20 protein-coding genes and 1 pseudogene are annotated in these 23,399 nt (G+C 60.6%); 18 read left to right on the forward strand and 3 right to left on the reverse strand.

Going from position 1 to position 23,399, the window contains the following annotated elements; translation table 11 throughout:
• Positions 1–200 precede the first annotated feature (200 nt).
• The 11 genes from C8K58_RS31520 to C8K58_RS32465 all read left to right on the forward strand — a co-directional run bounded on the left by C8K58_RS31520 (position 201) and on the right by C8K58_RS32465 (position 15,307).
• Positions 201–845 (forward strand): secretin and TonB N-terminal domain-containing protein, encoded by a 645-nt coding sequence (locus C8K58_RS31520; protein WP_098479779.1) that lies wholly within the window; start codon positions 201–203, stop codon positions 843–845.
• A complete protein-coding gene (locus C8K58_RS31525; protein ID WP_098479778.1) occupies positions 842–1,387 on the forward strand; it encodes an RNA polymerase sigma factor in 546 nt (181 codons plus the stop codon). Before C8K58_RS31520 ends, C8K58_RS31525 begins: the two co-directional genes overlap by 4 nt.
• A gap of 37 nt (positions 1,388–1,424) precedes the next feature.
• Positions 1,425–2,351: a FecR family protein gene (locus C8K58_RS31530; RefSeq protein ID WP_027607554.1), complete on the forward strand. Its 927-nt coding sequence runs from the start codon at positions 1,425–1,427 to the stop codon at positions 2,349–2,351.
• A gap of 423 nt (positions 2,352–2,774) precedes the next feature.
• Positions 2,775–4,469: a ShlB/FhaC/HecB family hemolysin secretion/activation protein gene (locus C8K58_RS31535; protein ID WP_108574882.1), complete on the forward strand. Its 1,695-nt coding sequence runs from the start codon at positions 2,775–2,777 to the stop codon at positions 4,467–4,469.
• A gap of 21 nt (positions 4,470–4,490) precedes the next feature.
• The gene (locus C8K58_RS31540; protein WP_108574883.1) at positions 4,491–10,694 is read left to right on the forward strand and encodes a DUF637 domain-containing protein; all 6,204 of its coding nucleotides are present in this window, start codon (positions 4,491–4,493) and stop codon (positions 10,692–10,694) included.
• Positions 10,695–10,703: 9 nt separating this feature from the next.
• Positions 10,704–11,495, forward strand: coding sequence for a hypothetical protein (locus C8K58_RS31545; RefSeq protein WP_092359756.1), 792 nt, complete (start codon positions 10,704–10,706; stop codon positions 11,493–11,495).
• A 470-nt stretch (positions 11,496–11,965) separates the two neighbouring features.
• Complete coding sequence (locus tag C8K58_RS32370; protein WP_133822161.1) at positions 11,966–12,325, forward strand: hypothetical protein; 360 nt, start codon at positions 11,966–11,968, stop codon at positions 12,323–12,325.
• Between the two features lie 87 nt (positions 12,326–12,412).
• Positions 12,413–12,709, forward strand: a complete 297-nt coding sequence (locus tag C8K58_RS33280) for a DNA/RNA non-specific endonuclease (protein WP_371856065.1) — start codon at positions 12,413–12,415, stop codon at positions 12,707–12,709.
• A 326-nt stretch (positions 12,710–13,035) separates the two neighbouring features.
• Positions 13,036–13,566 (forward strand): SMI1/KNR4 family protein, encoded by a 531-nt coding sequence (locus tag C8K58_RS31555; RefSeq protein ID WP_108574884.1) that lies wholly within the window; start codon positions 13,036–13,038, stop codon positions 13,564–13,566.
• A 511-nt stretch (positions 13,567–14,077) separates the two neighbouring features.
• On the forward strand, positions 14,078–14,602 hold the full coding sequence (locus C8K58_RS32375; protein ID WP_133822160.1) for a hypothetical protein: 525 nt from the start codon (positions 14,078–14,080) through the stop codon (positions 14,600–14,602).
• A 528-nt stretch (positions 14,603–15,130) separates the two neighbouring features.
• Positions 15,131–15,307, forward strand: a complete 177-nt coding sequence (locus C8K58_RS32465; RefSeq protein WP_158277086.1) for a hypothetical protein — start codon at positions 15,131–15,133, stop codon at positions 15,305–15,307.
• Positions 15,308–15,573: 266 nt separating this feature from the next.
• Here C8K58_RS32465 and C8K58_RS31560 read toward each other — a convergent pair whose 3' ends face one another.
• Both C8K58_RS31560 and gspH read right to left on the reverse strand, forming a co-directional pair.
• A complete protein-coding gene (locus tag C8K58_RS31560) occupies positions 15,574–16,185 on the reverse strand; it encodes a type II secretion system protein GspJ (RefSeq protein WP_108574885.1) in 612 nt (203 codons plus the stop codon).
• Entirely contained in the window at positions 16,182–16,634 is a 453-nt protein-coding gene (gspH, locus tag C8K58_RS31565; protein ID WP_108574886.1) for a type II secretion system minor pseudopilin GspH, read from the reverse strand. The genes C8K58_RS31560 and gspH overlap by 4 nt, the downstream gene beginning before the upstream one ends.
• Positions 16,635–16,727: 93 nt before the next feature.
• Between gspH and C8K58_RS31570 the strand changes: the two genes are divergently transcribed.
• Complete coding sequence (locus C8K58_RS31570) at positions 16,728–17,159, forward strand: type II secretion system protein N (protein WP_027607547.1); 432 nt, start codon at positions 16,728–16,730, stop codon at positions 17,157–17,159.
• Here the strand turns inward: C8K58_RS31570 and gspI are convergent.
• Positions 17,146–17,511 carry a type II secretion system minor pseudopilin GspI gene (gene gspI / locus C8K58_RS31575; RefSeq protein ID WP_027607546.1) on the reverse strand — a complete coding sequence of 122 codons (366 nt, stop codon included), beginning with the start codon at positions 17,509–17,511 and terminating at the stop codon, positions 17,146–17,148. The two genes, C8K58_RS31570 and gspI, sit on opposite strands and share 14 nt — an antisense overlap.
• A 148-nt stretch (positions 17,512–17,659) precedes the next feature.
• On the opposite strand from gspI, the gene gspG reads away from it, so the two are divergent.
• The 6 genes and pseudogenes from gspG to C8K58_RS31605 form a co-directional block, all read left to right on the forward strand.
• Positions 17,660–18,109, forward strand: a complete 450-nt coding sequence (gene gspG / locus C8K58_RS31580) for a type II secretion system major pseudopilin GspG (protein ID WP_027607545.1) — start codon at positions 17,660–17,662, stop codon at positions 18,107–18,109.
• Between the two features lie 8 nt (positions 18,110–18,117).
• Positions 18,118–18,996, forward strand: coding sequence for a type II secretion system minor pseudopilin GspK (gene gspK / locus C8K58_RS31585; RefSeq protein WP_108574887.1), 879 nt, complete (start codon positions 18,118–18,120; stop codon positions 18,994–18,996).
• Entirely contained in the window at positions 18,993–20,063 is a 1,071-nt protein-coding gene (gspL, locus tag C8K58_RS31590; protein WP_108574888.1) for a type II secretion system protein GspL, read from the forward strand. The genes gspK and gspL overlap by 4 nt, the downstream gene beginning before the upstream one ends.
• Entirely contained in the window at positions 20,056–20,568 is a 513-nt protein-coding gene (gene gspM / locus C8K58_RS31595; protein ID WP_108574889.1) for a type II secretion system protein GspM, read from the forward strand. Before gspL ends, gspM begins: the two co-directional genes overlap by 8 nt.
• Positions 20,565–22,883, forward strand: coding sequence for a type II secretion system secretin GspD (gene gspD / locus C8K58_RS31600; protein ID WP_108574890.1), 2,319 nt, complete (start codon positions 20,565–20,567; stop codon positions 22,881–22,883). The genes gspM and gspD overlap by 4 nt, the downstream gene beginning before the upstream one ends.
• 172 nt (positions 22,884–23,055) lie before the next feature.
• Positions 23,056–23,399: pseudogene (locus C8K58_RS31605) on the forward strand (type II secretion system protein GspE); the annotation flags it as partial.

Below are 23,399 nucleotides of genomic sequence, written 5' to 3' on the forward strand. Positions count from 1 at the left end.
GCCCGAGGGGGTGGGCCGGTTGGTGTGCAAGTCTAGTGCAGCGGGCCTCTCGTCACCGTGATGTTTTTTTTGCTATCACCGTAACATCAGGTTCATAAATTGGCCTCAGGATGACGGTTTTCTAGGGCGCGTCGGCCGTGCAGCGATGCAGAGCAGGGGGTGAACAGGGGGGCTGGAGGCGCGCCGTATGCGCCCTGGTCTTGCTGTTGCTGCTGGCCGGTGGTCGCGTCGCGCAGGCGGAGTCACCGCTGCTGCTGTTGAACCTGCCGGCGCAGGACCTGGAACATGCACTGCAAGCGTACAGCCGCGCCACCGGAATGGCGGTGCTGGTCGACCGCGAACTGACGCGGGGCCGGCGTTCCATCAGTGTGCGCGGACGTTTTACGGCGCAGGAGGCTCTGGCGATGTTGCTGACGGGGAGTGGCCTGATGGCGCGTTATGCACGCGATGATGCGTTCACCTTGCAGTTGCCCGCGGTCAGCCAGCCGCCTGCCACCCGTGGTGCGGCGGCACGCAACGCCGCACGGATCAACAACAGCTACGCCACGGCCTTGCAGCAGGCCATCGAGACCAGCCTGTGCCGCTCGCCGCTGACCCGGCCCGGCAGTTTTCGCGCGCTGGTACAGGTGTGGGTCAACCCCCAAGGGCTGATCGAACACAGTCGGTTGGTCAGCTCCACCGGCGACGAACAACGCGATGAAGCACTGGTACGCAACCTGGGCACCACGCGGGTCGAACGACCGGCACCGAGCTCGCTGCGTCAACCGGTGACTTTACTTTTGATGCCCGACACCACAGGAATGCGCATGGAATGCACAGCAGCAAACGGAGCCTGGGGCGGATGAAAAATACCGGGCACAGTACGATGGTCGGCTTGTTCCTGGCCTCCTACGACGACTTCAAGGTGCGTTTGCGCAAGCGCCTGGGCTCGGAGGACCTGGCCAACGATGTGCTGCACGAAACCTACCTGCGGGTCGACCGCATGGAAGTGCCGCCCAACCTGACGCAACCCAATGCCTACCTGTACCGCATGGCCTTGAACATCGCCGCCGACCGCCGCCAGGCCGACGCGCGCCTGCTCACCGGCAGCGAGGTGGAAGAACTGCTGCAAAGCGCCGACGAAGCCCAGGACCCGTCACGGGTGGTGGGCGGCCAGAAAGAAATCCAGTCCCTGGTCAAGGCGCTCTACGAACTGCCGGCCCGCCGCCGCAAGATCCTTATCGCCGCCCGCCTGGAAGAAGCCCCGCACCTGGAAATCTCCCAGCGTTTCGGCATTTCCACGCGCATGGTCGAGAAGGAAATCAAGGCCGCCCTGGGCCACTGCGCCAAGCGCCTGGAAAGAAAAGTGATCCAGCGGTTCGGTCCCGGGGCCGGAAAACCGTCTTAGAGTCGAGTCCCTGATAAAACCGTGAGTATTTGCGCGCTTGAACATTTTTAGCCTCAGTGCCACTCGGCAATCCGCCGCCAGCCCCCTGCACGACGAAGCCCGCGACTGGCTGGTCCTGCTGACCTCGGGCCGCGCCACCGTGGCCGATGCCAAGGCGCTCAAGGCCTGGTGTGCGCAAAGCCCCGAGCATGCCCAGGCGTTCGAGCAGGCCAAGGCGATGTGGCAGCAACTGGCCCCGGCGCTTGAGCAAGTCTCGCAGCCGCGCAGCTTTGGGCGCCGGGCGTTCCTGGGCGGCGCGATTGCCGCATCGGCCGCCATGCTCATGGTGCAGGTCGGCTCCCCCGGTGGTTTTGCCGGCCTCACGGCGGACTATCGCACCGAAGTCGGCGAACAGCGCCAAGTGCTGTTAAGCGACGGCGTCAGCCTGGAACTCAACACCCAGACGCGCGTCAGCCGCGTGGGCCAGGGGCTTGAATTGCTCGAAGGCGAAGTTGAGGTGATCGCCCATTCCGCACAACCGCTCAAGGTGCTGGCGGGCGAAGGCTGGGTGAGCGCGGCGCAGGCACGTTTCAATCTGCGCAACACCGACCGCACGGTGTGCGTGACCTGTATCGAGGGCTGGCTGTCGGTGGCCGTGGCTGGGCGCAGCGTGCGCCTGGAAAGCGGCCGGCAACTGAGCTACGACGCGGCCGGCCTGGGCGAACCGGTGGTGGTGGACACCCAGGCGGTCGTGGCCTGGCGCGAACAGGTGCTGGTCTTCAACAACGCCACCCTGGCCACGGTGGTGGACGAAATCAACCGCTACCGCCCGGGGATGCTGGTGCTGCTCAACAAGCAACTCGGCCAACGGCGCGTCCAGGCGCGGTTCAGCCTGCAGCAGTTGGCAGGGGTGGCGTTGTTGATTCGGGATGCGTATGGGGCCAAGTGTACGGAGTTGCCGGGTGGGGTGGTGTTGTTGAGTTGAGGCCTGCCGCTCGTCGGGTAACTCCGATTTTTACGCTGTAAAAGAGCCGCGATCACCCGTTGTTCTACGCCTGTCGCTTTCAGGTATGCCTGTGTGCTCATGGGCTGAGCGACCGGTCTTCCCCCTCTGACAGACCTCCTTTCTTATCTTCTCTGAATTTTCTCTTTTGTTTGTAGGGGAAGAGATTTTTAACGTATGAAAAAACCAGGAAACACGCTCTTCAAGTCTCACTGCCTATCCGATTTCTTCCTTCGACTTACATTGTTCGGAAGCCTCTGACAGTCCTCGAACGGCTGTGTGACAGGCAGGGCGACGACGTCAAAAACGCCGAACTTTTTGTAACTTTTCCTCTTTTCCTTAAGCGTTTCAGCCTCGGCAGCATGGGTGCTCTTTCCATTTGAGTACCTGTGTGAGGGTGAAGGGATGCCAGCTGTTTTCCGACCTGCGCTGCTGGGGATGGCGCTGCTTTCAGGTCCGCTTTATGCCGCGTCCACCGTGTCGCCCGGCGACCGTGAACTGGCCCGTGAGCGTCAGCAGAAAGTGTTGGAAGAACAGCGTCGCCGCCTTGAAGACCTGCAACACCTGCCGGGCCAGATCGCTGCACCAACCGCCCCCGCGCCGCTGGACGACGGCCAGTGCATCACCCTCACGCGCATCAATGTCGAAGGCGCTGCGTTGCTGTCCGCGGCCCAGCGGCAGGCGCTGCTGGAACCCTGGCAGGGGCGGTGCCTGGGGGGGCCTCAACTCAACGCAGTGCTCAAAAGCCTCACTGATCATTACCTGCATCGCGGCTATGTCACCACCCGCGCCTACCTGCCGCAGCAGGACCTGAAAAATGGCGAGCTGACCATCATTGTGGTGGAAGGACGCCTTGAAGGACTCGACAGCTCATCGCTGGCCAGCCCGCTGGAGTCCGCCATGACCTTCCCCGGCACCGTGGGTGAGGTGCTCGACCTGCGTGAGCTGGAGCAATGGGTGGATCAGCTGTCGCGCTTGCCCTCGCGCCAGCCGCAGCTTGAGGTCCTGCCGGGGCAGGCGGTGGGCGGCAGTCGCGTGACGCTTAAAGGCGAGCGCCTCAAACCCTGGCGTGTCTCGGCCAACCGTAACAACCATGGCGATATCAGCACCGGTCGCCAGCAGGCCGGTATCGGCCTGGACTGGGACAGCCCCCTGGGCCTGGCGGATCAGTTGAACCTGCGGGCCAACCGCGACACCGTCAGCGACCGCTGGCGCCATTCCCACAGCCAGAACCTGTTCTACAGCCTGCCGTATGGTTGGTGGACCTTCAATTTCAGCCACGGCCAAAGCTACTACCGCACGCGTAACGACCTCTCCGGGTTTGCCTTTGCGCTGTCAGGTGAGACCTCCAGCCAGCAGTTGCGCGCCGAACGCGTGCTGCACCGCGATAACCTGGGCAAGACGGCATTTAACCTGGGCCTGAGCCATCTGCGCACCCGCAACTACCTGGAAGACGCGCTGCTGCGCACCTCCAGCCATCGCATCACTGAGCGTCAACTGGGCTTCAACCATGGCCGCCGAATCGGCAATGCCTTTCTCAATCTCGATGCCGGTTGGCAACAGGGCATCGGTGCCCTGGACGCCCAGCGCGATCTCTCCAGGCAGCGCGGCGCGCCTACCTCGCGCTATCAGAAATACACCCTGACCCTCAGCTATTTGCAGTCCTTTCGCTGGCTGGGCCAGTACTGGAGTGTCGACAGCCTTGCTACCGGCCAACACGCCGAAGACGAACTCTATGGACCACAACGCCTGAGCGTCGGCGGCCTTGGTGCCGTGCGCGGGTTTCAGCAACAGAACCTGTCGGGCAACAGCGGCGGCTACTGGCGCAGCCAGGTGCGCTGGCGCCAACCGGTTGCCTGGGATGCGCTGCGCCCCTGGGTGCACGAAGTGGGCGTGGGCTTTGGCTACGACGTCGGTGTGATCAGCCGCGGCCCGCATAACCCTGAGGTGGCCGGGCGCCTTACCGGCCATGCCTGGGAGTTCAGCGCACGCGGCACTCACCTTGCGGCGTCGCTGGCGCTCGCCCGTTCCCTGGAGCGCCCGGCCGTCGTTGAGCGCCGCGAACACCCGATCTACGCCCGAATCGAGCTGTTTTTCTAATAACAACAAGGAACCTTGCCTATGGACGTGCGCAGCCCGTTTAACCAGTGCCTGGCCCTGAGCCTGGCGGGAATCATCTTTCTCAACCCCATTGTTGCCGCCGCCGCAGAGCTGAGCGTGGACCCGGCCAGCCCTGGCACCAGCGTCGGCCATGCACCCAATGGCGTGCCGGTGGTGAATATCGCCGGGCCCAATGGCAGCGGGCTGTCCCATAACCTGTTCACCGACTACAACGTCGGCAGCCAGGGGCTGATCCTCAACAACGCCACCCAGGCCACGCAACACACCCAACTGGGGGGTGTGATCCTCGGCAACCCAGGCCTGCAAGGGCGAGCCGCCAGCGTGATCCTCAACGAAGTCACCGGTGGCAACCGCAGCCACTTGGGTGGCTACACCGAGGTGGCCGGGCAGGCCGCGCGGGTGATCGTCGCCAATCCCCATGGCATCACCTGCAATGGCTGCGGGTTTATCAATACGCCTCGCGCGACATTGACCACCGGCAAGCCAGTGATCGAGGGCGGGCGGCTGGATCACTTTCGCGTAGAGGGCGGCGATATTGCGGTGGAGGGCGCCGGGCTCAATGCACGCAATGTCAGCCAGTTCGACCTGATTACCCGTACCGCCAAGCTGAATGCGCAGTTGCATGCCGACCACCTCACCGTCATCACCGGCCGTAACGATGTCAGCGCCGACAGTTTGCAGGCCCACGCCCATGCCGAGGATGGCCGGGCCAAACCGCAACTGGCCATCGACGCCAGCGCACTCGGCGGGATGTACGCCGGGACGATTCGCCTGGTGGGCACTGAACAGGGCGTAGGCGTAAGGCTGGCGGGCGATATGGCCAGCACCGCCGGCGACATTGTGATCAACGCCAATGGCGGCCTGAGCCTGTCCCACACCACCAGCGTCGGCGCACTCACTGCCAGGGCCGAGTCGATTGACTTGCAGGGGCCGACCTTTGCGATGGGGGATGTCGACCTGCAGGCCCAGGGCGACCTGGTGGTGCGGCAAACCCTGGCCAGTGCCGCAAATGTGAGCGTGGAAGGCACCTCGGTCAGCAACCAGGGCAAGGTTGTCAGTGGCATCCTGGAAGATCGGCGTATCGCGGGCAAACAGCTGACCATCCAGGCCCAGCGCCTGGATAACCAGGGTGAACTCAACGCCAGTGGCCACCTGGAAATCACCAGCGGCAGCCTCGATAACAACGGCCGGATCGCCGCCGACAGCGCGAGAATCGAAGCTCGCCAGACCCTGAGAAATAACGGCCAGGTCGTCACCGCCCGCGAACTGGACATTGTCGCCCATCAGGCCGTCAACCACGCCGGGACGATTCATGCCGAAGGCGATCTGAGCCTGGTCGCCGACACTGTCGAGAACAGCGGCAAGATCGTGGGGGCGGGCAGTGAGCTGAGTATTGCGGCCGGCACGTTCACCAACGCTGGCGAACTGCTCGGCGACCACCATCTGCAACTGCAGATCGATGGCGATCTGAAGAACACCGGCCTCATCGCCGCCAAAGGCGATGCCGTCATCAGCGCATCAAACCTCACCCAAGACCACGGCCAGATCCTCAGCGGTCAAGACATCCAACTGCGCGTGCGCGATGTACTGCACAACCTCGGCGTGCTCAGTGCAGCGCGGCATATGCAGATCAATGCCGCTCAGTTGAATAACCATGGGAGCGTCGGCAGCCAGGGCCATTTCCTGCTCACTGCCAACGTCACCAACACCGGCCTGCTGTTCAGCGGCGGCGACCTGCACGTGCGCGGCGAGCATTTCAGCAACCTCGAAGGTGATCTCTACAGCGTCGGTGATTTCAGTTTCAGCGGCACGCGCTTCAGTAACCTCTCCGGCAGCGTGGAAACCGAAGGCAACCTGCACATCAACGCCCGCGAGTTCGAAAACGCCCGCACCCACCTTGCCCTCGAACGCGAACTGGTCGGCGGCAGCATCCAGTGGGTCTGCGGCCAGCACTGCGACGGCGACGACAGCTTCAAGCGCGGCACCATCTATATCAGCGAAACCTGGCGCGAAACCGCCGCGCCCAACTCCACCCAGGCCGCGCGACTGGTGGCCGGCAAACACCTGAGTATCGACGCGCATACCCTGGAAAACCGCTACAGCCTGCTCGCCGCCAATGGCGACATGCACCTCGCCGCCCACCGTCTTATCAACCAGGGCGCGGCCTCCCAGACCGGTACTTCCAGCACCATCATCGGCACCCCCGGGCGCATCGACAAAGCCCTGTGGGACCAGATGGAGTTCCACGACCTGCCGGCCTTCAACAACGCCCCGTTCGACCCGGTGCGCTTTGCCGAACTCAAGGCGCGCTCGACAGGGGAGGGCTTCAGCAACCCCGGCACACTCACGACCTGGCGCGAGGATGGTCGCGCAGTCTATGCCGCCACCCTGCAAGCCGGCGGCAGCCTCAACCTGCAGGCCAGCGAGTACCTGCAAAACGGCACCCTGCGTGAAAACACCCTGGCGCAACTGACGGGCGAAACAGGCCACAACCCCAACGACCTCGAACTGAGCCCTGATCGCCTCAGCGAAGACCTGACCCAACCGCCGGAATTCCAACTGCCCAGCGGTGAATACGGGCTGTTTATCCCCAGCAGGAATCCGGGCAGCCCCTACCTGATTGAAACCAATCCCCTCTTCACCCACCTTGCCAGCTTTCTCAGTTCCCAGTACCTGCTCGACAAGATCGGCTACAACAACGACGAAGCCTGGCGGCGCCTGGGGGACGGCTATTACGAAAGCCGCCTGATCCGTGACGCCGTGCTGGCGAAGACCGGGCAACGCTTTCTCGCCGGGCTGGAGAGCGACGAGGAACAGTTCCGCTACCTGATGGACAACGGCCTCAGCGCCCGCGACAGCCTGCAACTGAGTGTCGGCGTCGGCCTCACCGCGCAGCAGGTGGCGGCCCTGACCCACGACATCGTGTGGATGGAAAAACGCCAGGTGCAGGGCGAAGACGTGCTGGTGCCGGTGCTGTACCTGGCAACGGTCGATGCCCATAACCTGCGGGGCGGCAGCCTGGTGCAAGGCCGGGATGTCAACCTGGTCAGCGGTGGCGATATCGTCAGCGTGGGCACCTTGAAAGCCTCGCAGGATGTGACCGCCATCAGCGATGGCAGCCTGCTCAATGGCGGCACGATCAGCGCCGGTGACCGCATCAGCCTGCTGGCCAGCGACAGTATCCGCAATGCGATGGCCGGTGAGATCCGTGGCAGTCACATCGATCTCACCAGTGTGAGCGGCGACATCATCAACGAACGCACCGCCCACACCAGGCATCAGGGCGACGGCACCCTCGTCACCCATCTCGACACCGCCAGCCGGATCAGTGCCGGACAGCAACTCACGCTCAATGCCGGTCGCGACATCACCAACCGTGGTGATATCAATAGCGCTGGCGATGCCAGCCTGGGCGCTGGGCGTGACATCAACCTTATCGCCGTCACCGACACCCAACAGGTCCGCACCACGGAAAACGGCGGCCACCGCGTCACCCAACACAGCCGCACTGAACAGCTCGGCGCCAACCTCAACGCCGCCGGTAACCTGAGCCTGCACGCCGGGCGCGACATCACGCTATTGGCCAGCCAGGCCAACGCCGGCAAAGACCTGACCGTCGCCGCCGGTGGCAACCTCCACCTATTGGCCGCCGCCAACGAAACCGATCATGAGGTCAACAGCAAACGCGACGGCGCCAGGGTCCATGAGCAAACCACCCAGGTCCGCCACGTGGGCAGCCAGCTCACTGCCGGCGGCACCCTTACCGCCAGTGCGGGGCAAGACATCGTGCTGCACGCCAGCCAGGTTCGCAGCGGCAAGGATGCGTATCTGGTGGCCGGTGGGCAGTTGCAGCTGCTGAGTGCCAATGACAGCGACTACAGCCTGTATGACTACAAGAAAAAAGGCAGCTTCGGCGCACTCAAGACCCAACGCGACGAAGTCACCGACCTGCGCGCGGTGGGCAGCCAGGTCACCACTGGCGGCAACCTCAACCTGATCAGCGGCGGTGACCAGCTTTATCAAGGGGCCAGGCTGGAAAGCGCTGCGGACATCGCCATCACCAGTGGTGGAGCGGTGACCTTCGAAGCGGTGAAGGACCTGCATCAGGAGAGCCACGAGAAGACCAACAACAACGCATTCTGGGTGTCATCCAAGGGCAAGGGCAGCACTGACGAAACGCTGCGCCAGAGTCAGCTGGTTGCCGGGGGCGCCATTGCGATCAAAGCCGTCGACGGTTTGAAGATCGACATCAAGCAGGTCAACCAGCAGAGCGTCACCCAGTCCATCGATGCGATGGTCAAGGCCGACCCGCAATTGGCTTGGCTCAAGGACGCAGAGCAACGCGGGGACGTGGACTGGCGTCAGGTCAGGGAAGTCCACGACAGCTTCAAGTACAGCCACTCCGGGCTGGGCCCCGCCTCGCAAATGATCATTGCCATTGTGATGTCGGCAGTCATCGGACCCATGGCAGCGGCAGCCGCGGGGGGCGGCGTCGGCGGCGCCATGGTCGGTGCAGTAGCCACCGGCGCGTCGACCAATGCCGGCGTCAGCGTGGTCAATAACCGGGGCAATCTCGGTGCGGTTCTCAAGGATGTGACGGCGTCCGATGCCATCAAGGGCTATGGGATTTCGGCGATCACTGCGGGGCTGACGGTGGGCCATTTCGATCGATGGACCGGCACCCACACCCAGACCGACATAGGCAAAATTGTTACATCCGGCTCGCTGGGCACCTGGAGCGGTGTCGGCCAGTTCGCAGCCAACCAGGCGCTGCAGAACGGCACCTCTGTGTTGCTGAACAAAGCCCTGGGGCAGGGCGGCAGTGTCAGTGACGCGCTGAAAAATGCCTTGTTCAACACCTTGGCGGCCGCCAGCTTCAACCTGGTCGGGGATTACACGAAAAACCTCCTGGCGGACGGCTCGGCCCCGAAGGTGGTGATTCACGCCATGGTCGGTGGGTTGCTGGCAGAAGCCACCGGCGGCGACTTCAAAACCGGCGCATTGGCTGCGGCGGCGAGCGAAGCGCTGGTTGGCCACCTGGATGACTTGGTCAAGGGCAACGACAACCTGCTCACCATGAGCTCGCAGATCGTCGGCGTGCTCGCGGCTGCGGCGCAGAGCGATACGGACGCAGCCAAGCTGGAGACCGGCAGTTGGGTGGCGAAGAACGCCACGCAATACAACTACCTGTCACACAACCAACTGGAGCGAGCCGCCAAGCAGATAACGCGATGCACCGACGCCTCCTGCATCGAAGACGCGACGCGCAAATTCATAGAACTGAGCCTGCAGCAGGACATTGACGCGATAGTCAGCTGCCAGGCCGACCCCGACTCTTGCGCCGCACGCTCCATGGAAGTCGCCAACACCCAGGCGAACCTCAACGCCATCCGCGATATCGCTGACGACGCCTCGCCTGAGGCCCGGGCAGCAGTACAGAACCTCATCAACGGCAACTACGAATTCCAGGAAATGTTAGCGACCGCCACGACCGAGCACTCGGTGGGTGCGATGGTCGATTCGCTCAAGGCGAAATGGGAACTGAGCGACGCTCAGGCGCAGGACATTGCGGACAATTTGAAGATCGCGCTGGCGGTTGGGGTGGGGACAGCGGCGGGGGTGGTGGCTTATAGGCGGGCTGTGGCGCGTGGTACAAAAGTCTCGCAGGGCCTGACAGGTGACACCGGCGCCGCTTTACCTCGAGTGAGCAACGGTGTTCCACTTGATCCGCGTCTACCTGATCCAGTGGCTGGCCTGGAGTACACGCCAAAAACGCTGAGTTCCTCCAATCCTAACATTGCTAACTCCCAGGTTAACGGCTATGTCGGCGAGTTGAAATTGGCAAATGATGTTGCCGCCTTGCCCAATCAAACGGTAGTCCGGTACGGCGATGCTATAGGTACGCGCGGCGCAGATCTGGTGTCTGTCAACTCAGCTACAGGTGAAGTCACTTTGTGGGATAACAAGTATCGTAGCAGTGCTCAAAGTGTGCCATCTTCTCCAACGTTTACGCCTGGTTCGAATGCGCTGGATGGAGCAGTTTCCAACGCGCAGACAGCAATCAGAAATTCAAATTTGCCGGATTCAGTAAAGCAGCAAGCCATTCAAAATTTGAGAGATGGTAATTTCAATGCCAATACAGTGGGCTCGGGTGCTGCGAAAAATTCAACACCTGTTAGGTTTTGCGGAAATAACCCTTGTTGAGGATAATTCATGCTCTTTGACCCAGTCAAAACCAGATTTAATGGTTTCAGTGAGGCAATGCTTAAATGGCAATTGGATACGCAGTATGATCCAAAGCGGCCAATGGGGAATGTTGCCAAGTCTGATTTGTCCGATGTGATTTCAGCATGGCTAGTTGGCCTCCAAGGCGAGATTGCACCGGTACTTCCCCGCTCTCTGCAATGGATAGATAAGGCCATAGAAAACGACGAGGAATTCGGGCCAGACATTAATGCTCACAGGACAATATTGCACTGGGCAAAAGCTCTGGGTGAATGGATGGAAACGGGCTGGAATTCTGAAGGCGAATGGGGCGCGGCCCGTGTGTATGAGGAAGCTCGCTGGCGTTACGAAAAACGCCCTTGGTCAACGCATGATATTGTCAAAACTGGCCTGGATGACTACATGGCTTTTGCATATCAGAGCGGCGAACACGACGAAGGCTTTGAGGCAGGTATTGAGATGTATCAACGTTGGAGTGGCAAAAGAGAAATATTGCTATCCAGCACTTTGAAGCCCCGAGACTTTGGCTATGCTTTGTGCCTTCATCGAACTGCCCGTCAGGAGTTTAATGAAGACGAACTTTTTAAAGCTGGTAGAAAAATGCTTCAGGCCAATTTGCAAAAAACTTGGTTGGGCGGTGGGCAATATATTCGTGCAGCTACGTGGCTCAAGATTGTCTACTGGCACAACGATGAAGCTCTGACACCGTTACAAACTGTTTTGAAAGCATACGAAAACATGCCTAAAGTACCTCGGCCGGATTTTGTTTCAATAGTATGATCTTTTTGTAATGTCGAATCGATTTGGGGCAAAAGCGACAGGTGGTGCCGGTGAAAGTGCAGGCGCCATGCGCCGATTGGACTATGAAGGTGCTCCCTACCACGGAAAAGTCGAGAATGCAGTTAATGGTCGAGCTCCGGTTAATGGTCAAGAAGCGCTAGATTTTTCGATTCAAGTTAAACGGAGTCTGACCCCGAGTGATCTCAGATGATTGCCAGTTTTGAGACTGGGGGTTATCCATCAACACCTGTAGGAAAATTGGTTGGTACGCAATCTACGATGCCGGATGGTTCGCGTGTCCGTGTCATGCAAGCAGATAGCCGTAGTCCTCAGAGGGCTTCGTTTGAAAATGCTAATGGTGGGCCAATAGATCCAACAACGTGCAAGCCACCACAGCCACCGAAAGGTATTTCTAAAATCGAAAGAAAACAGTGGATTAGAGAAAGAACGCATATTGAGCAGGTGGACTAATGTTTGATTTTTTAAAGCTTGTCATGTCATTTTCCTCACTTCGTATTAATAGTATTGAGTGGGATGGTGATTTTTTGAACGTTTCTGGAGACGGTTGGAGCTTTAGCAGTAGTAGTGCCTGGAGGGTGTCTAAGGATGACGACATGTTGTTTGCATGTAGGGATGATCAGGCAAGTGTGCGTATTAAAGAGTTGGTAGGTCTTTCAGTTGGAAGTGTTTCGTGGATCGCCCAGAATCAGCCCGTAGATCCATCTCTTGCACTTTCTGATGGTAGAAGGCTTGATGTATTTTGCTCTTCTGTTTGCGAGCCTTGGGTAATGACTCTTCCGAATAATATTGTTTATGCTGGGAATTCATAAAGTGCAAAAGGAACAGGGCAAGCTTTACGGGAAGTTGAGATTGTTTCTGGCAGTAAAGGTGCGTGGAATAAAGAGTTGAATAAGTCTGTGCCGAATACCGTATATAAGGTCTATGTGAATAAAAACTTCCCAACAGATGGCTTGAGCCACGTTGAGAGGGTCGAGTCAAATCTTTCATTAATAAAATATGATCGGAGTACATATCAGCAATGTGTGGCAGGCAAGTGCGGCGTTAGTGGGGGCGAGGGTGGGCACTTGATTGCTAGTATGTTCAACGGACCTTGGGAGAGATTGAACCTTCTTCCCATGAATGGGAACTTAAATGAAGATACTTGGAAATCTATGGTGAATGCATGGGCGTTCGAACTTAAAGGGGGTAAATAGGTTGGCGTGAAAATTCTTGATTATTGCAAATTAGTGCGATTTAAAGAAAATTAATGCCAGTCAGAGCAACTTAGAGTAACTCAGTGCAACTTCTCTCGGGTGTGGGGTCAGCACGTTTTTGTTGAGGCACGTTACCGACTGTTTACAAACGAGCTGCGCCATTCGTAACCAATCGACCGGACCAGTGGTGAAACAGTAAGCTATAGTGCTGTGCCCATTTATACAGGTACAAACCCAATGCCAACCGGTGTAATGTTGTCTGGTCGTGGGGCAGGCGGTTTTACTCTTGATGTATAAATTCCGAACGTGAGTGGAGTTAAGTAAGAATGATAAATAAACTGATTGCTCTCCTTTCACCACCCTCTCAGCGAATCTTTGATAATGCGGCTTGGGCGACCTTTGAATCTGAGGGAGGTCTGCGATTACCATCTGATTTTAAACAGTTCATATCAATTTACGGATGTGGAGCAGTAGACGATTTCGTATGGGTGTTAGATCCATTTTCAGAAAACTCAAATTTGAATTTTGACAAAAGCCAATATTTTATAGATGCGTACGCTGTAATGAGGCAGGAATTTTTATCGGACTATCCAAGACCAGATTACCCTGCGGAAGGCTCTTTTCTTCCTTGGGCGGTAACGGATAATGGAGAAACTTTTGTTTGGTTGGTTGATGGGGAGCCAGACTCATGGAAAGTTGCTATTCATAGCTCGGATCAGGGGGAAGAGGAAATCTACAACTTCGGCTGTGTTGAGTTTATTTTAAAGCTGCTTAGCAGAGATATTTCGTCAAAAATTCTACCTGGTCAGTTTCCTCCTGTTGATCTAGATAAACATTTTTTTACAGCTGCTGATTAGATGCAAAAGGAACTGCGAGCGGCTTGCCGTCTGGTGAAGCGAAATTAGTCGATAACGGTACACCAGCGGCTGATGATGCGAGTTTTACAGCAACATCCACATTAGGATGGACGAACATCTCGAGTGACGCTCGCGCGGTGGTCCGGGACGTCGAGTACTATTCAGGTGTGCCGATGCCCTCTAATCAGCGCACGCAACTTGCAGATGAGTTGCGTCAGGTGGATCACACTTATGTCGCACCCAGAAGCGACTATCAAGCCTTACAGCGTGAATACAATAGCCAGCGAAATAATCTCAAGCGTGAGTGGGAGTTGAATACTGGCTTGATATGGCCGAAGACGGAGAGTGGTGTGGATTTCCAAGCGCACCTTGTGATACCACAGCAGTATGGTGGACCTAACCAATGGTGGAATTTGCATCCGGTGCCGGGTGGAAGTGCTCACCAAGGTGGCGTTCATGCCCCAGCAAGTCCAACAACTACAGCATTTCCGCAGAACCCTCCGAGGCGACCATGACCATGTACGAAAAATTAGAAGCCTTCAATGCACTCGCATGCGTGCTATTAGAGCGTCTGACCCCTGTTTCTTCTGGTGACGTGAGTGGGATGCGACAGCAGTGGCCAGCGGCTCCCGATGATTACTTTACTTTTATGCAGGAGCGGGGGCATGGTGAGATAAAGGAGGACGACTGCGCGCTGTCGCTTTTGACTATTCAATCCATATTGTGTCCTGCGGCAGACTACTTTGGTAATGATGGGTTTTATAAAGACGGACCCTATGAATCGGGTGCTAAGGGCGAGGTGTGGCTGTTCGGCTGGGATAGCACCGGGACTGCTTTCGGTTTCGACAGTGGAGACAGCTGGCGATTGTTGGAAATCGACAATATGCGTTGGATAACGCGACTTGACTTGTCGTTTCGTCAGTTCGTCGAAGGGTTGTTGGTTTGTTATCCGCAGCGGCCGATAAGCTTTGCGAATGGAGTTTGGCGCGACTCGGGAGATGTTTCTTACACCCTGTCGGAGCTTCGTTGGTTGTAATGGTGGCTATGAGCTAACCGGTGACTGGGGGCGAGTAGCTATTAAGGGAGAAGCTGTAGATGTAATTGTGGAATATTAGTTGGTCAAAAAGCCATGGATGGAACAGTTCTTCTAAAGTTTGCATGGAGTCGACTTCTAGGAGGTGGCGAAAAATTAATATACTCCTCGAAAAAGATTGCGTTCATTAGTGCTCATTATTTGCTGATGGGGATTTTGGTGACCTTGAAAGGATAGAGCTGGAAGGTTTTAACAAGCTAGGAACTGTCGAATTTTGGTCTAAAGGTTGGGTGGGTATTGATATATATGACTGTGCTCTTGATGAGCAGGTTATGAATGTGTTGCTTTCTCCAGAAGAGGAAGAATCTGTTTCTCAGGCATTTGAGAGTTTTGTAAGGATATTGACGCAAGATAGTTGATGGTGCAAAAGGCGCAGTAACGGCTCTAGAGACAACCAGTCCTGTTGTCGTGACTGGGAAGTGCGCAATTGATAAGGTACAAAGTTACGAGGGGGCTCTTCGAGACGTATAGATGGCCCGTCTGTTTCACGCTGTCATATATCACGGTGATATTGACGGCTGGAGAAAGGATATTAAAGCCGGTGCCCAAGGCCTCGGGTTGCTGCTGGCTCGAATCGAAGGTAATCAATTTGTTATTACCGATGGCCGCTCCATTCCTCTTTCAGAGTGCAAAATAGAGTTCTCTTAAACTTGCTCCACTGACACCGGCCTTGCGCCGGTGTTTTTGCACCCTACCTGCACACTTTCTGCAGTTAAGTGGGGGGTAAACGGGGTCTGACCGAGTGATCTCCAGATCACCCAACAGGTGTTCCAACGCTAATCTCAGAGACAAAGTTGACTCAAGGCGCAGGAAGATATAACTATGTCGTTCTTCAGGATGGTCAGTTAGTGAACCGACTGCTCTGCAATGGCTTGCGCTCGACAACTAGCATGAGAAGCGCGAGTGGGGGACGGCTATCTCAGTGGCCCCACCACCTGCCGATACTTCTCCACCCCCTGCGGCGTCTCCCGCACCAAACTGATCTCCAGCCCCAATGGATCCTCACGCCGATTCCCGCTCAACTGCCGCCAGCCCTTATCCGCCTCCCACACCCGCACCTGCAGGTCACGGACCCCGCTCAACACCACCACCCCATCCTTCGCCGCCGGCAGCGGATAGCGATCCCGCGCGGGTGCGGCAGCGCGATACAAACTGTCGCCCTTGAGCCACCAGCGCACCCGTTGCAGGCCATCGCCGGCGACGGGTGCGCTGCGAATGATGTCCAGCCGAAAGCCTTTGCTGTCGGAACTGCGCACGGTGACCGCCGCCAGTCCATCGAGCTTTTCTGCACTGTTCTTTGAGGGCTCCGGGGCGTTCAGTTCGACGCTGGCGCGCAGGCTGATGTCGCGCTGCAGTTGGTTGAGGGCGCGCAGCAGCACTTCGGTCTGTTCGCTGCTCGCCTGCAGGTGCTGGTCGGCGCGGGTGACGCTGTCCAGCCCGCGCCAGGCGATCACGCTGACTACGGCCATGAGCATGATCGCGACCATCACTTCGATCAGGGTGAAGCCTTGTTCGGAGCGCTTCATGGCTGGCTCACCACGCGCATCAAGCCGGCGGTGTCGCGTTGCAGGCTGAGGCTGTGTTGGCCGTCGGACAGCACGATGCGCACGGGTGGGTTGATCCATTCGGCGTCGAGCACCAGGGTTTGCCGGGGTTCGATATTGATGTGCATCGGCGTGCTTTCCCACAGGCGCGGACGCAGTTGGGTGTCGCCCTGGAACGCTTCGACGCCACTGCCATCGTCGGTGCGACGGTTGAAGCGAAAGCCCTTGGCGTCGGCGCGCCAGGTGATCGGGTGGCCGTCCGCGCGGGCTTCGGCCTGGGCCACTTGCAGCAGTTGGCTCAGGCGCTCGGCGTCCTTGCGCAGCAGGTGCAGCGGGTCGGGCTTGATGGTCAGGCTGATGGCGGCGCTGGCGATGCCGATGATCACCAGCACCACCATCAACTCGATCAGGGTGAAGCCTTGCTGTTTCATCGGTAGGCCCCTCGAAAGCTGGTGAGCTTGTGAAATAAAAACGTGCGAATTGGCCTGTAGGCTGGTGCCATGGACAAACAGGAGGTCCTTCCCATGGCATTCACCCTGCGTTTCTCACCGGCCCACGGTGTGCAGATCGTGGCGTTGCTGGCGGCATTGGCCGGTGTGGCGGTCTGGACGCCGCTGCTGCTGACGTCCGCCGAGTCCCATACGCCCCAGGCCGCGCCCCAGGTGCTGGCGGCGCGCAGCGATAACCCGGCGCTGCAATGGTTTTCCAATGCGCCGGCGGCGTTGCAGGTCAAGGTCTCTGGGGTGCTGGCCGGGGCGCGCGGTGCGGTGGCGATCCTCAGTCTCAACGACGGCCCGCCGCGCAGTTTCCTGCTGGGCGAGCGCCTCAGCCCGGGCGTGCGGCTCACGGCCATCGAAGGCGATGGGGTCGAGATCGAGCGCGGCGGCGAGAAGCTGCGCGTCAACCTCGACAAGTTGCCCGATGGGCCGGCCTTGCCGCGGCTCACTCGGCCCTGACCTGTGTCTCCACGCGGGCCAGCGGCGGCGCCTCGCGGCTGGCGTCGAGCACCTGCACGTTGACTTGAAACAGGCGGCCATCGCGACTGATGGTCTGCTCGCACCGCAGTTTCAAGCGCCCCTGGTCACAGCTGAAGGTCTTTGTGCCGTCGCGCAAATGCCCCTCCAGGCGCAACTCCGCCAGGCGACTCTGCGCCGCCAGCAACCCCATGGATTTGTCCCGCAGCAGGCCGTTGCCCTGGGTCATCAACCCGGCCACGCGGATGGCGGCGGCCATCGCCACAGCGATAATCGCCAGCGCCACCAGCACCTCGATCAGGGTAAAACCTTGCTCCTTGCGACGGCCGTACATGGCGTTCTCAAAGCCGGGAAACAGGCCCGCAGACTAGCGCCGGCAGTTGACCGATTGGCGACCGAAACTCCCGAGGATTTTCAATACGACTGACATGTGTTCTTGCAACACTGCGCCACGAAATGTACCCAAGCCAAGGAATGTTGAGATGGATATCGCGCGCCTAACATCCCCATTGCCAGGCCCTCGCGGCCAGCGTGGCTTCACCTTGATCGAGATCATGGTGGTGGTGGTCATCCTCGGGATCCTCGCGGCGATGGTGGTGCCCAAGGTCCTCGATCGCCCGGACCAGGCGCGGGCCACCGCCGCGAAACAGGACATCGGCGGGTTGATGCAGGCGTTGAAGCTGTATCGCCTCGATCACGGCACCTACCCGAGCATGAACCAGGGCCTGAAAGTGCTGGTGGAGCGCCCGGCGGATGCCAAGAACAATAACTGGCGCGCCTACCTCGATCGTTTGCCCAACGACCCCTGGGGCCACCCTTACCACTACCTCAATCCGGGCGCCAACGGTGAGGTCGATGTGTTCTCCCTGGGCGCCGATGGCCAACCGGATGGCGATGGCGTGAATGCCGATATCGGCTCCTGGCAGTTGTAAGGCGCGCCATGAAAGGGTATTCGCCCCCAGCGGCGAAGCAGCGCGGCATGGCGATTATCAGTGCCTTGCTGATCGCGGCGGTGGTGGCGGTGATCGCCGGCGGCATGCTCACGCGCCAGACCGTATTCACCCGCAGCCTGGAAGCCGAACAGTCGCGCGTGCAGGGCCAATGGCTGTTGCTCGGTGGCCTTGAACGCAGCCGGCAGATGCTCTGGGAGGCGCGCCAGAAGGACGTGCTGACCCGCCTTGACCAGCCCTGGGCGCGGGCCCAGACCGACGTGTTCGAGGGGCGGATCGACGATGAACAGGGCAAGTTCAACCTGCGCAACCTGGTTAACCGCCAACAGCCCGACGCCGAGCAATTGCAGAGCTTCGAGCGCCTGTGCCGCACCCTGGGCGTGGCCCCGGCCGTGAGCCGGCGCATCAGCCAGCGGGTGATTGCCTCCTACGAACAGAACGGGCAGCCCGCCAAATACCCGATGCTGCGCAGCCTCGACGACCTCAGTGGCCTCGAAGGCCTGACCCCGGAGGTGTTGCAGCGCCTGCAGGCGTACGTCAGCGTGCTGCCCGGTAATACCTGGGTCAACGGCAACACCGCCAGCGCCGAAGTGCTCAGCGCGGTGGTGCCGCAGCTCAGCCTGTCCCAGGCCCACGGGCTGGTGGCCGAGCGCGACAACGGGCATTGGTTTATCAACCGTGGGGATTTCGTCAACCGTCTGCACTTGCCCCAGGTGGAGTTGGAAGCGGTGCAAGTGGGCATCACCAGCGAGTGGTTTCGCCTGCAGGGCCAGGCGCGCCGCGAGCGCCGGCGGGTGACGATCGACGCGTTGCTGCACCGCCCCGAAGACCGTGAGCCCAGGGTGATCTGGTCGCGGGTGGGCGTATGAAACGCCTGCGCATTGCCTTGCCGCCGCTGGATCAGGTCCGTGCTGAAAGCCAGGTGAAGTTTGCCTGGCTCGAGCGTGGCGTGGTGGTGGCCGAGGGGCAGGAAAGCCTGGCGCAACTGGGCAAGCGCCGGCAGGCGGTGGACTGCTTTCTGCACCCGCGTGACAGCCTGCTCACCAGCCTGGAGCTGCCGCCATTGCCCGCAGCAAAGAACCAGGCGGCGGTGGCCTGTGCGGCCCAGGCGCTGATCCTCGGGCCGGTGGAACAGATGCACGTGGCCCACGGCCCGCGCGAAAGCGATGGGCGCGTGCAGGTGGGCTGGGTGCCCAAGGCCGGGCTGGAACGGCTGGGCCAGGTCTTGACCCAGGTGCAGCTCAAGCTGCGCGGCCTGTACCCGGCGCCCTATGCCTTGCCGGTGGGGGCGGCGGCGTGGGACGACGGCTATCTGTTGACCCGCGACAGCCTGCAGCAGGGCGCTGTGCACCCGCTGGGGTTGCAGGCGCTCGACGTGCCGCTGGTGGCGGAGGCGCAGCGTTGGAGCGGCGCGGTGCCTGGCTGGGGCTTGCACGCTCGCCTCGGTCAAGCCTCCGGCGCCGGATGGGGCAGGGCGCTGGCCTGTGTGGCGCTGGCCGCTGCCATCTGGACCGTCGGCCTCAACCTGTATGCCGCGCGCCAGGTCGACGAAGGCCAACGGCTCAAGGCGTTGATGAACCAACAGGTGCGCCAGGCGTTTCCTGAATTACCCGTGGTGCTCAACCCCTTGCAGCAGGCCCGTCAACAGTTGGCCGCACGTCAGAGCGGCGCGGCTGCCGATTCGGGCCAACGCTTCAGCAGCCTGCTGCAACTGGCAGGCAGCAACCTGCCCTTTATGGTGGGCAGCGTCGACAACCTCAATTTTGAACAGGGCACCTTGCACCTGGCGTTACTCGCCGACAGCCGCAACCCGGCGGCCGAGGGCGAGTGGCAGGCCGCGTTGGCCCAGGCCGGTTTTGCCGCCACGCGCGATGAGCAGGGCTGGAGCATCGGCCCGGCGCCGGCCACGGAAAAACCGGAGGCCGGCGATGAATAGGTGGCTGCGCCTGCGCACCCGGGCCCAGGTGTTCTGGAGCGGCCTGGCCCTGCGCGAGAAACGCCTGCTGATCGGCGCCGGGCTGGTGCTGGCGAGCCTGCTGACCTGGCTGGTGCAGGTGCAGCCGGCGTTGAAAAAGATCGACTACTGGCAGGCCGAAACCCCCAGGCTGCGCGCCCAGGCCGAAGCCTTGCAGGTGCTGTTGCAGGATGTCGCTGCGCCGCGCCAGGCCGACGAAGCCGCGTTGCGCCAGGCCCTGGACAGTGCCGGCCTGCAAGGGCATTACCAGGTGCAGGCGCTGGACGCCGGCGGTTGGCGCCTGACCTTCGACAACGCCCCGGCCGACGCCGTGGTGGGCTGGCTGCTGGGCAATCCCCGTTCATTTTCCCTGGAGGTGTCCGAGGCGCGTTTGCAACGTGCTGCGGATGCCGTCGATAACTCGGCCGGCACTGTGTCCGGGACCGTTCGCATGGATCAGGCGCCTGGCGCTAAGGAAGCTTCATGAAGTGGTCAGTCCTCCCTTTTCGCAAGGCCGCGCCGTTGCTGTTGCTGGCCTTGAGTGCGTGCAGCAGCCCGTCAACCACGCCGTTACTGGTGGACAGTGAGCTTGGCCAACCCCTGGCCGATACCCGTCGCAGCGACGATACCCTGCTGGATCGCCAGCGCGACGAAGCGCCGAAACCGCGGGTCCAGCACCCGGTGACCAACAGCGTCCGTGGCCAGGCCCCGGCGCCGGTCAAGGCGCGCAACCCGCTGGGTGACCAGCCGGTGCAGCTCAACTTCGTCGATGCCGATATCCAGGCGGTGGTGCGCGCGCTGTCCCGTGCCACCGGCCAGCAGTTCCTGGTGGACCCGCGGGTAAAGGGCAAGCTCACCCTGGTCAGCGAAGGCCAGGTGCCGGCCCATCAGGCCTACGACATGCTGCTGGCGGCGCTGCGCATGCAGGGCTTCAGCGTGGTGGATGTGGGCGGCGTGGCCCAGGTGGTGCCGGAGGCCGATGCCAAGTTGCTCGGCGGGCCGATCTACAGTGCCGGCAGCAGTGGCATGCAGACGCGCACCTTCCGCCTGCAATACGAAAATGCGGTGAACCTGATCCCGGTGCTGCGCCCCATCGTGTCGCCGAACAACCCGATCAACGCCTACCCCGGCAACAACAGCATCGTCATCACCGACTATGCGGAAAACCTCGCTCGGGTCGCCCAGATCATCAGCGGCATCGACACCCCCAGCGCCATCGACACCGATGTGGTGCAGATTCAGAACGGCATTGCCGTGGACATCGCCGCCATGGTTTCCGAGCTGCTGGAAACCCAGGGCGCCGACCAGACCCAGAAGATCAATGTGGTCGGCGACCCGCGCTCCAATTCGATCATCATCCGTTCCGGCAGCCCCGAGCGTACGGAGCTGGCGCGCAACCTCATCTACAAGCTCGACAATGCCCAGAGCAACCCCAGCAATATGCACGTGGTGTACCTGCGCAACGCCCAGGCCGCCAAGCTGGCCCAGTCGCTACGCGGGCTGCTCACCGGCGAGAGCGATTCCGGGGTGAGCGACGATGGGCGTGGCAAGCTCAGCGCCATGGGCGGCAATGGCAATAGCAGCCAGGGCACGAGTAATGCCCAGAACAGCAGCGGCACGCCCACCGGCAGTGGCGTGCAGTTGGGCTACGGGCAAGCCACCGGTTCCAGCACCAGCACCAGCAGCGGCAATACCGCCAACGAGCAGGACACCGCGTTCAGCGCCGGCGGGGTGACCATCCAGGCCGACGCCACCACCAACACCCTGCTGATCTCCGCGCCGGACCCGTTGTACCGCAACCTGCGGGAAGTGATCGACATGCTCGACCAGCGCCGCGCCCAGGTGGTGATCGAAAGCCTGATCGTGGAAGTGGGCGAGGACGATGCCACCGAGTTCGGTGTGCAATGGCAGGCCGGCAACCTGGCGGGCAAAGGTGGCTTCGGTGGCGTTAACCTGGGTGGCAGCGGTGTCGTGGGCACGCCCGCCAGCCCCACCAGCATCGACGTACTGCCCAAGGGCCTGAATATCGGCGTGGTCAACGGCACCGTGGATATTCCGGGGATCGGCAAGGTGCTCGACCTCAAGGTCCTGGCCCGTGCCTTGAAGAGCAAGGGCGGCACCAACGTGCTGTCCACGCCGAACCTGCTGACCCTGGACAACGAAGCGGCGAGCATTTTCGTCGGGCAGACCATTCCATTCGTCACCGGCAGTTATGTGACCGGTGGCGGCGGTACCAGCAATAACCCGTTCCAGACCGTGCAGCGCGAAGAGGTGGGGCTCAAGCTGAATGTACGCCCGCAGATCTCCGAGGGCGGCACGGTGAAGCTGGATATCTACCAGGAGGTCAGCACCGTGGACACACGGGCATCGGTGTCGGCGGGCACGGTGACCAACAAGCGCGCGATCGATACCAGCATCCTGTTGGACGATGGGCAGATCATGGTGCTGGGCGGGCTGTTGCAGGACGGCTACAGCCAGAGCAACGACGCGGTGCCGTGGCTCTCGGATATTCCGGGGTTGGGGGCGTTGTTTCGCAACGAGAAGCGCAGTGTGAGCAAGACCAACCTGATGGTGTTTTTGCGGCCTTACATTATTCGCGACAGTGGCGCGGGGCGCAGCATTACCTTGAACCGCTATGAATTCATGCGTCGTGCCCAGGGTGGGTTGCAACCGGAGCACAGCTGGGCGATGCCGGATGTGCAGGCGCCGCAATTGCCGTCGGTGGAGAAGGCGATTCCGGGCGGGCAGCAGCAGGGGCCGAGGGCGGTGATTCGCGCGGTGCCTGTAGGTGCACGACCGTGAGCCTGTTGTACGCAGGACCAAATGTGGGAGGGGCGGTGCGACGATTCGACTTGCCCCCGATGAGGGTGTGTCAGCCACAGATGTACAACCTGACCCACCGCTATCGGGGGCAAGTCGAATCGTCGCACCGCCCCTCCCACATTTGGACCGCGCTCGGTCAGGAAGATGTCTTGTGAGCCTTCTCCCTTACGCCTGGGCCAAATCCCAACGCATCCTCCTGCGCCCCGGCGCCGACGGCATGCTGCTCACCGTCTGCCCCTCCACCCCCGGTTGGTCCATCAGCGAAGTACGGCGCCAGTTCGGCCAGGCCCACCTCGAGCAGGTACGCGACGACGAACTCGACGGCCTCCTCGCCAGTGCTTATGCCGATACGGGCAGCGCCGCCGCCGTGGTGGGCGCGGCAGAGAACGAGGTCGACCTTGACCGCCTGATGCAGGACATGCCCGAGATCACCGACCTGCTCGACACCCAGGACGGCGCGCCGGTGATCCGTATGATCAACGCCTTGCTCACCCA

Source organism: Pseudomonas sp. GV047, assembly GCF_003058245.1.
Taxonomy (GTDB): domain Bacteria; phylum Pseudomonadota; class Gammaproteobacteria; order Pseudomonadales; family Pseudomonadaceae; genus Aquipseudomonas; species Aquipseudomonas marginalis.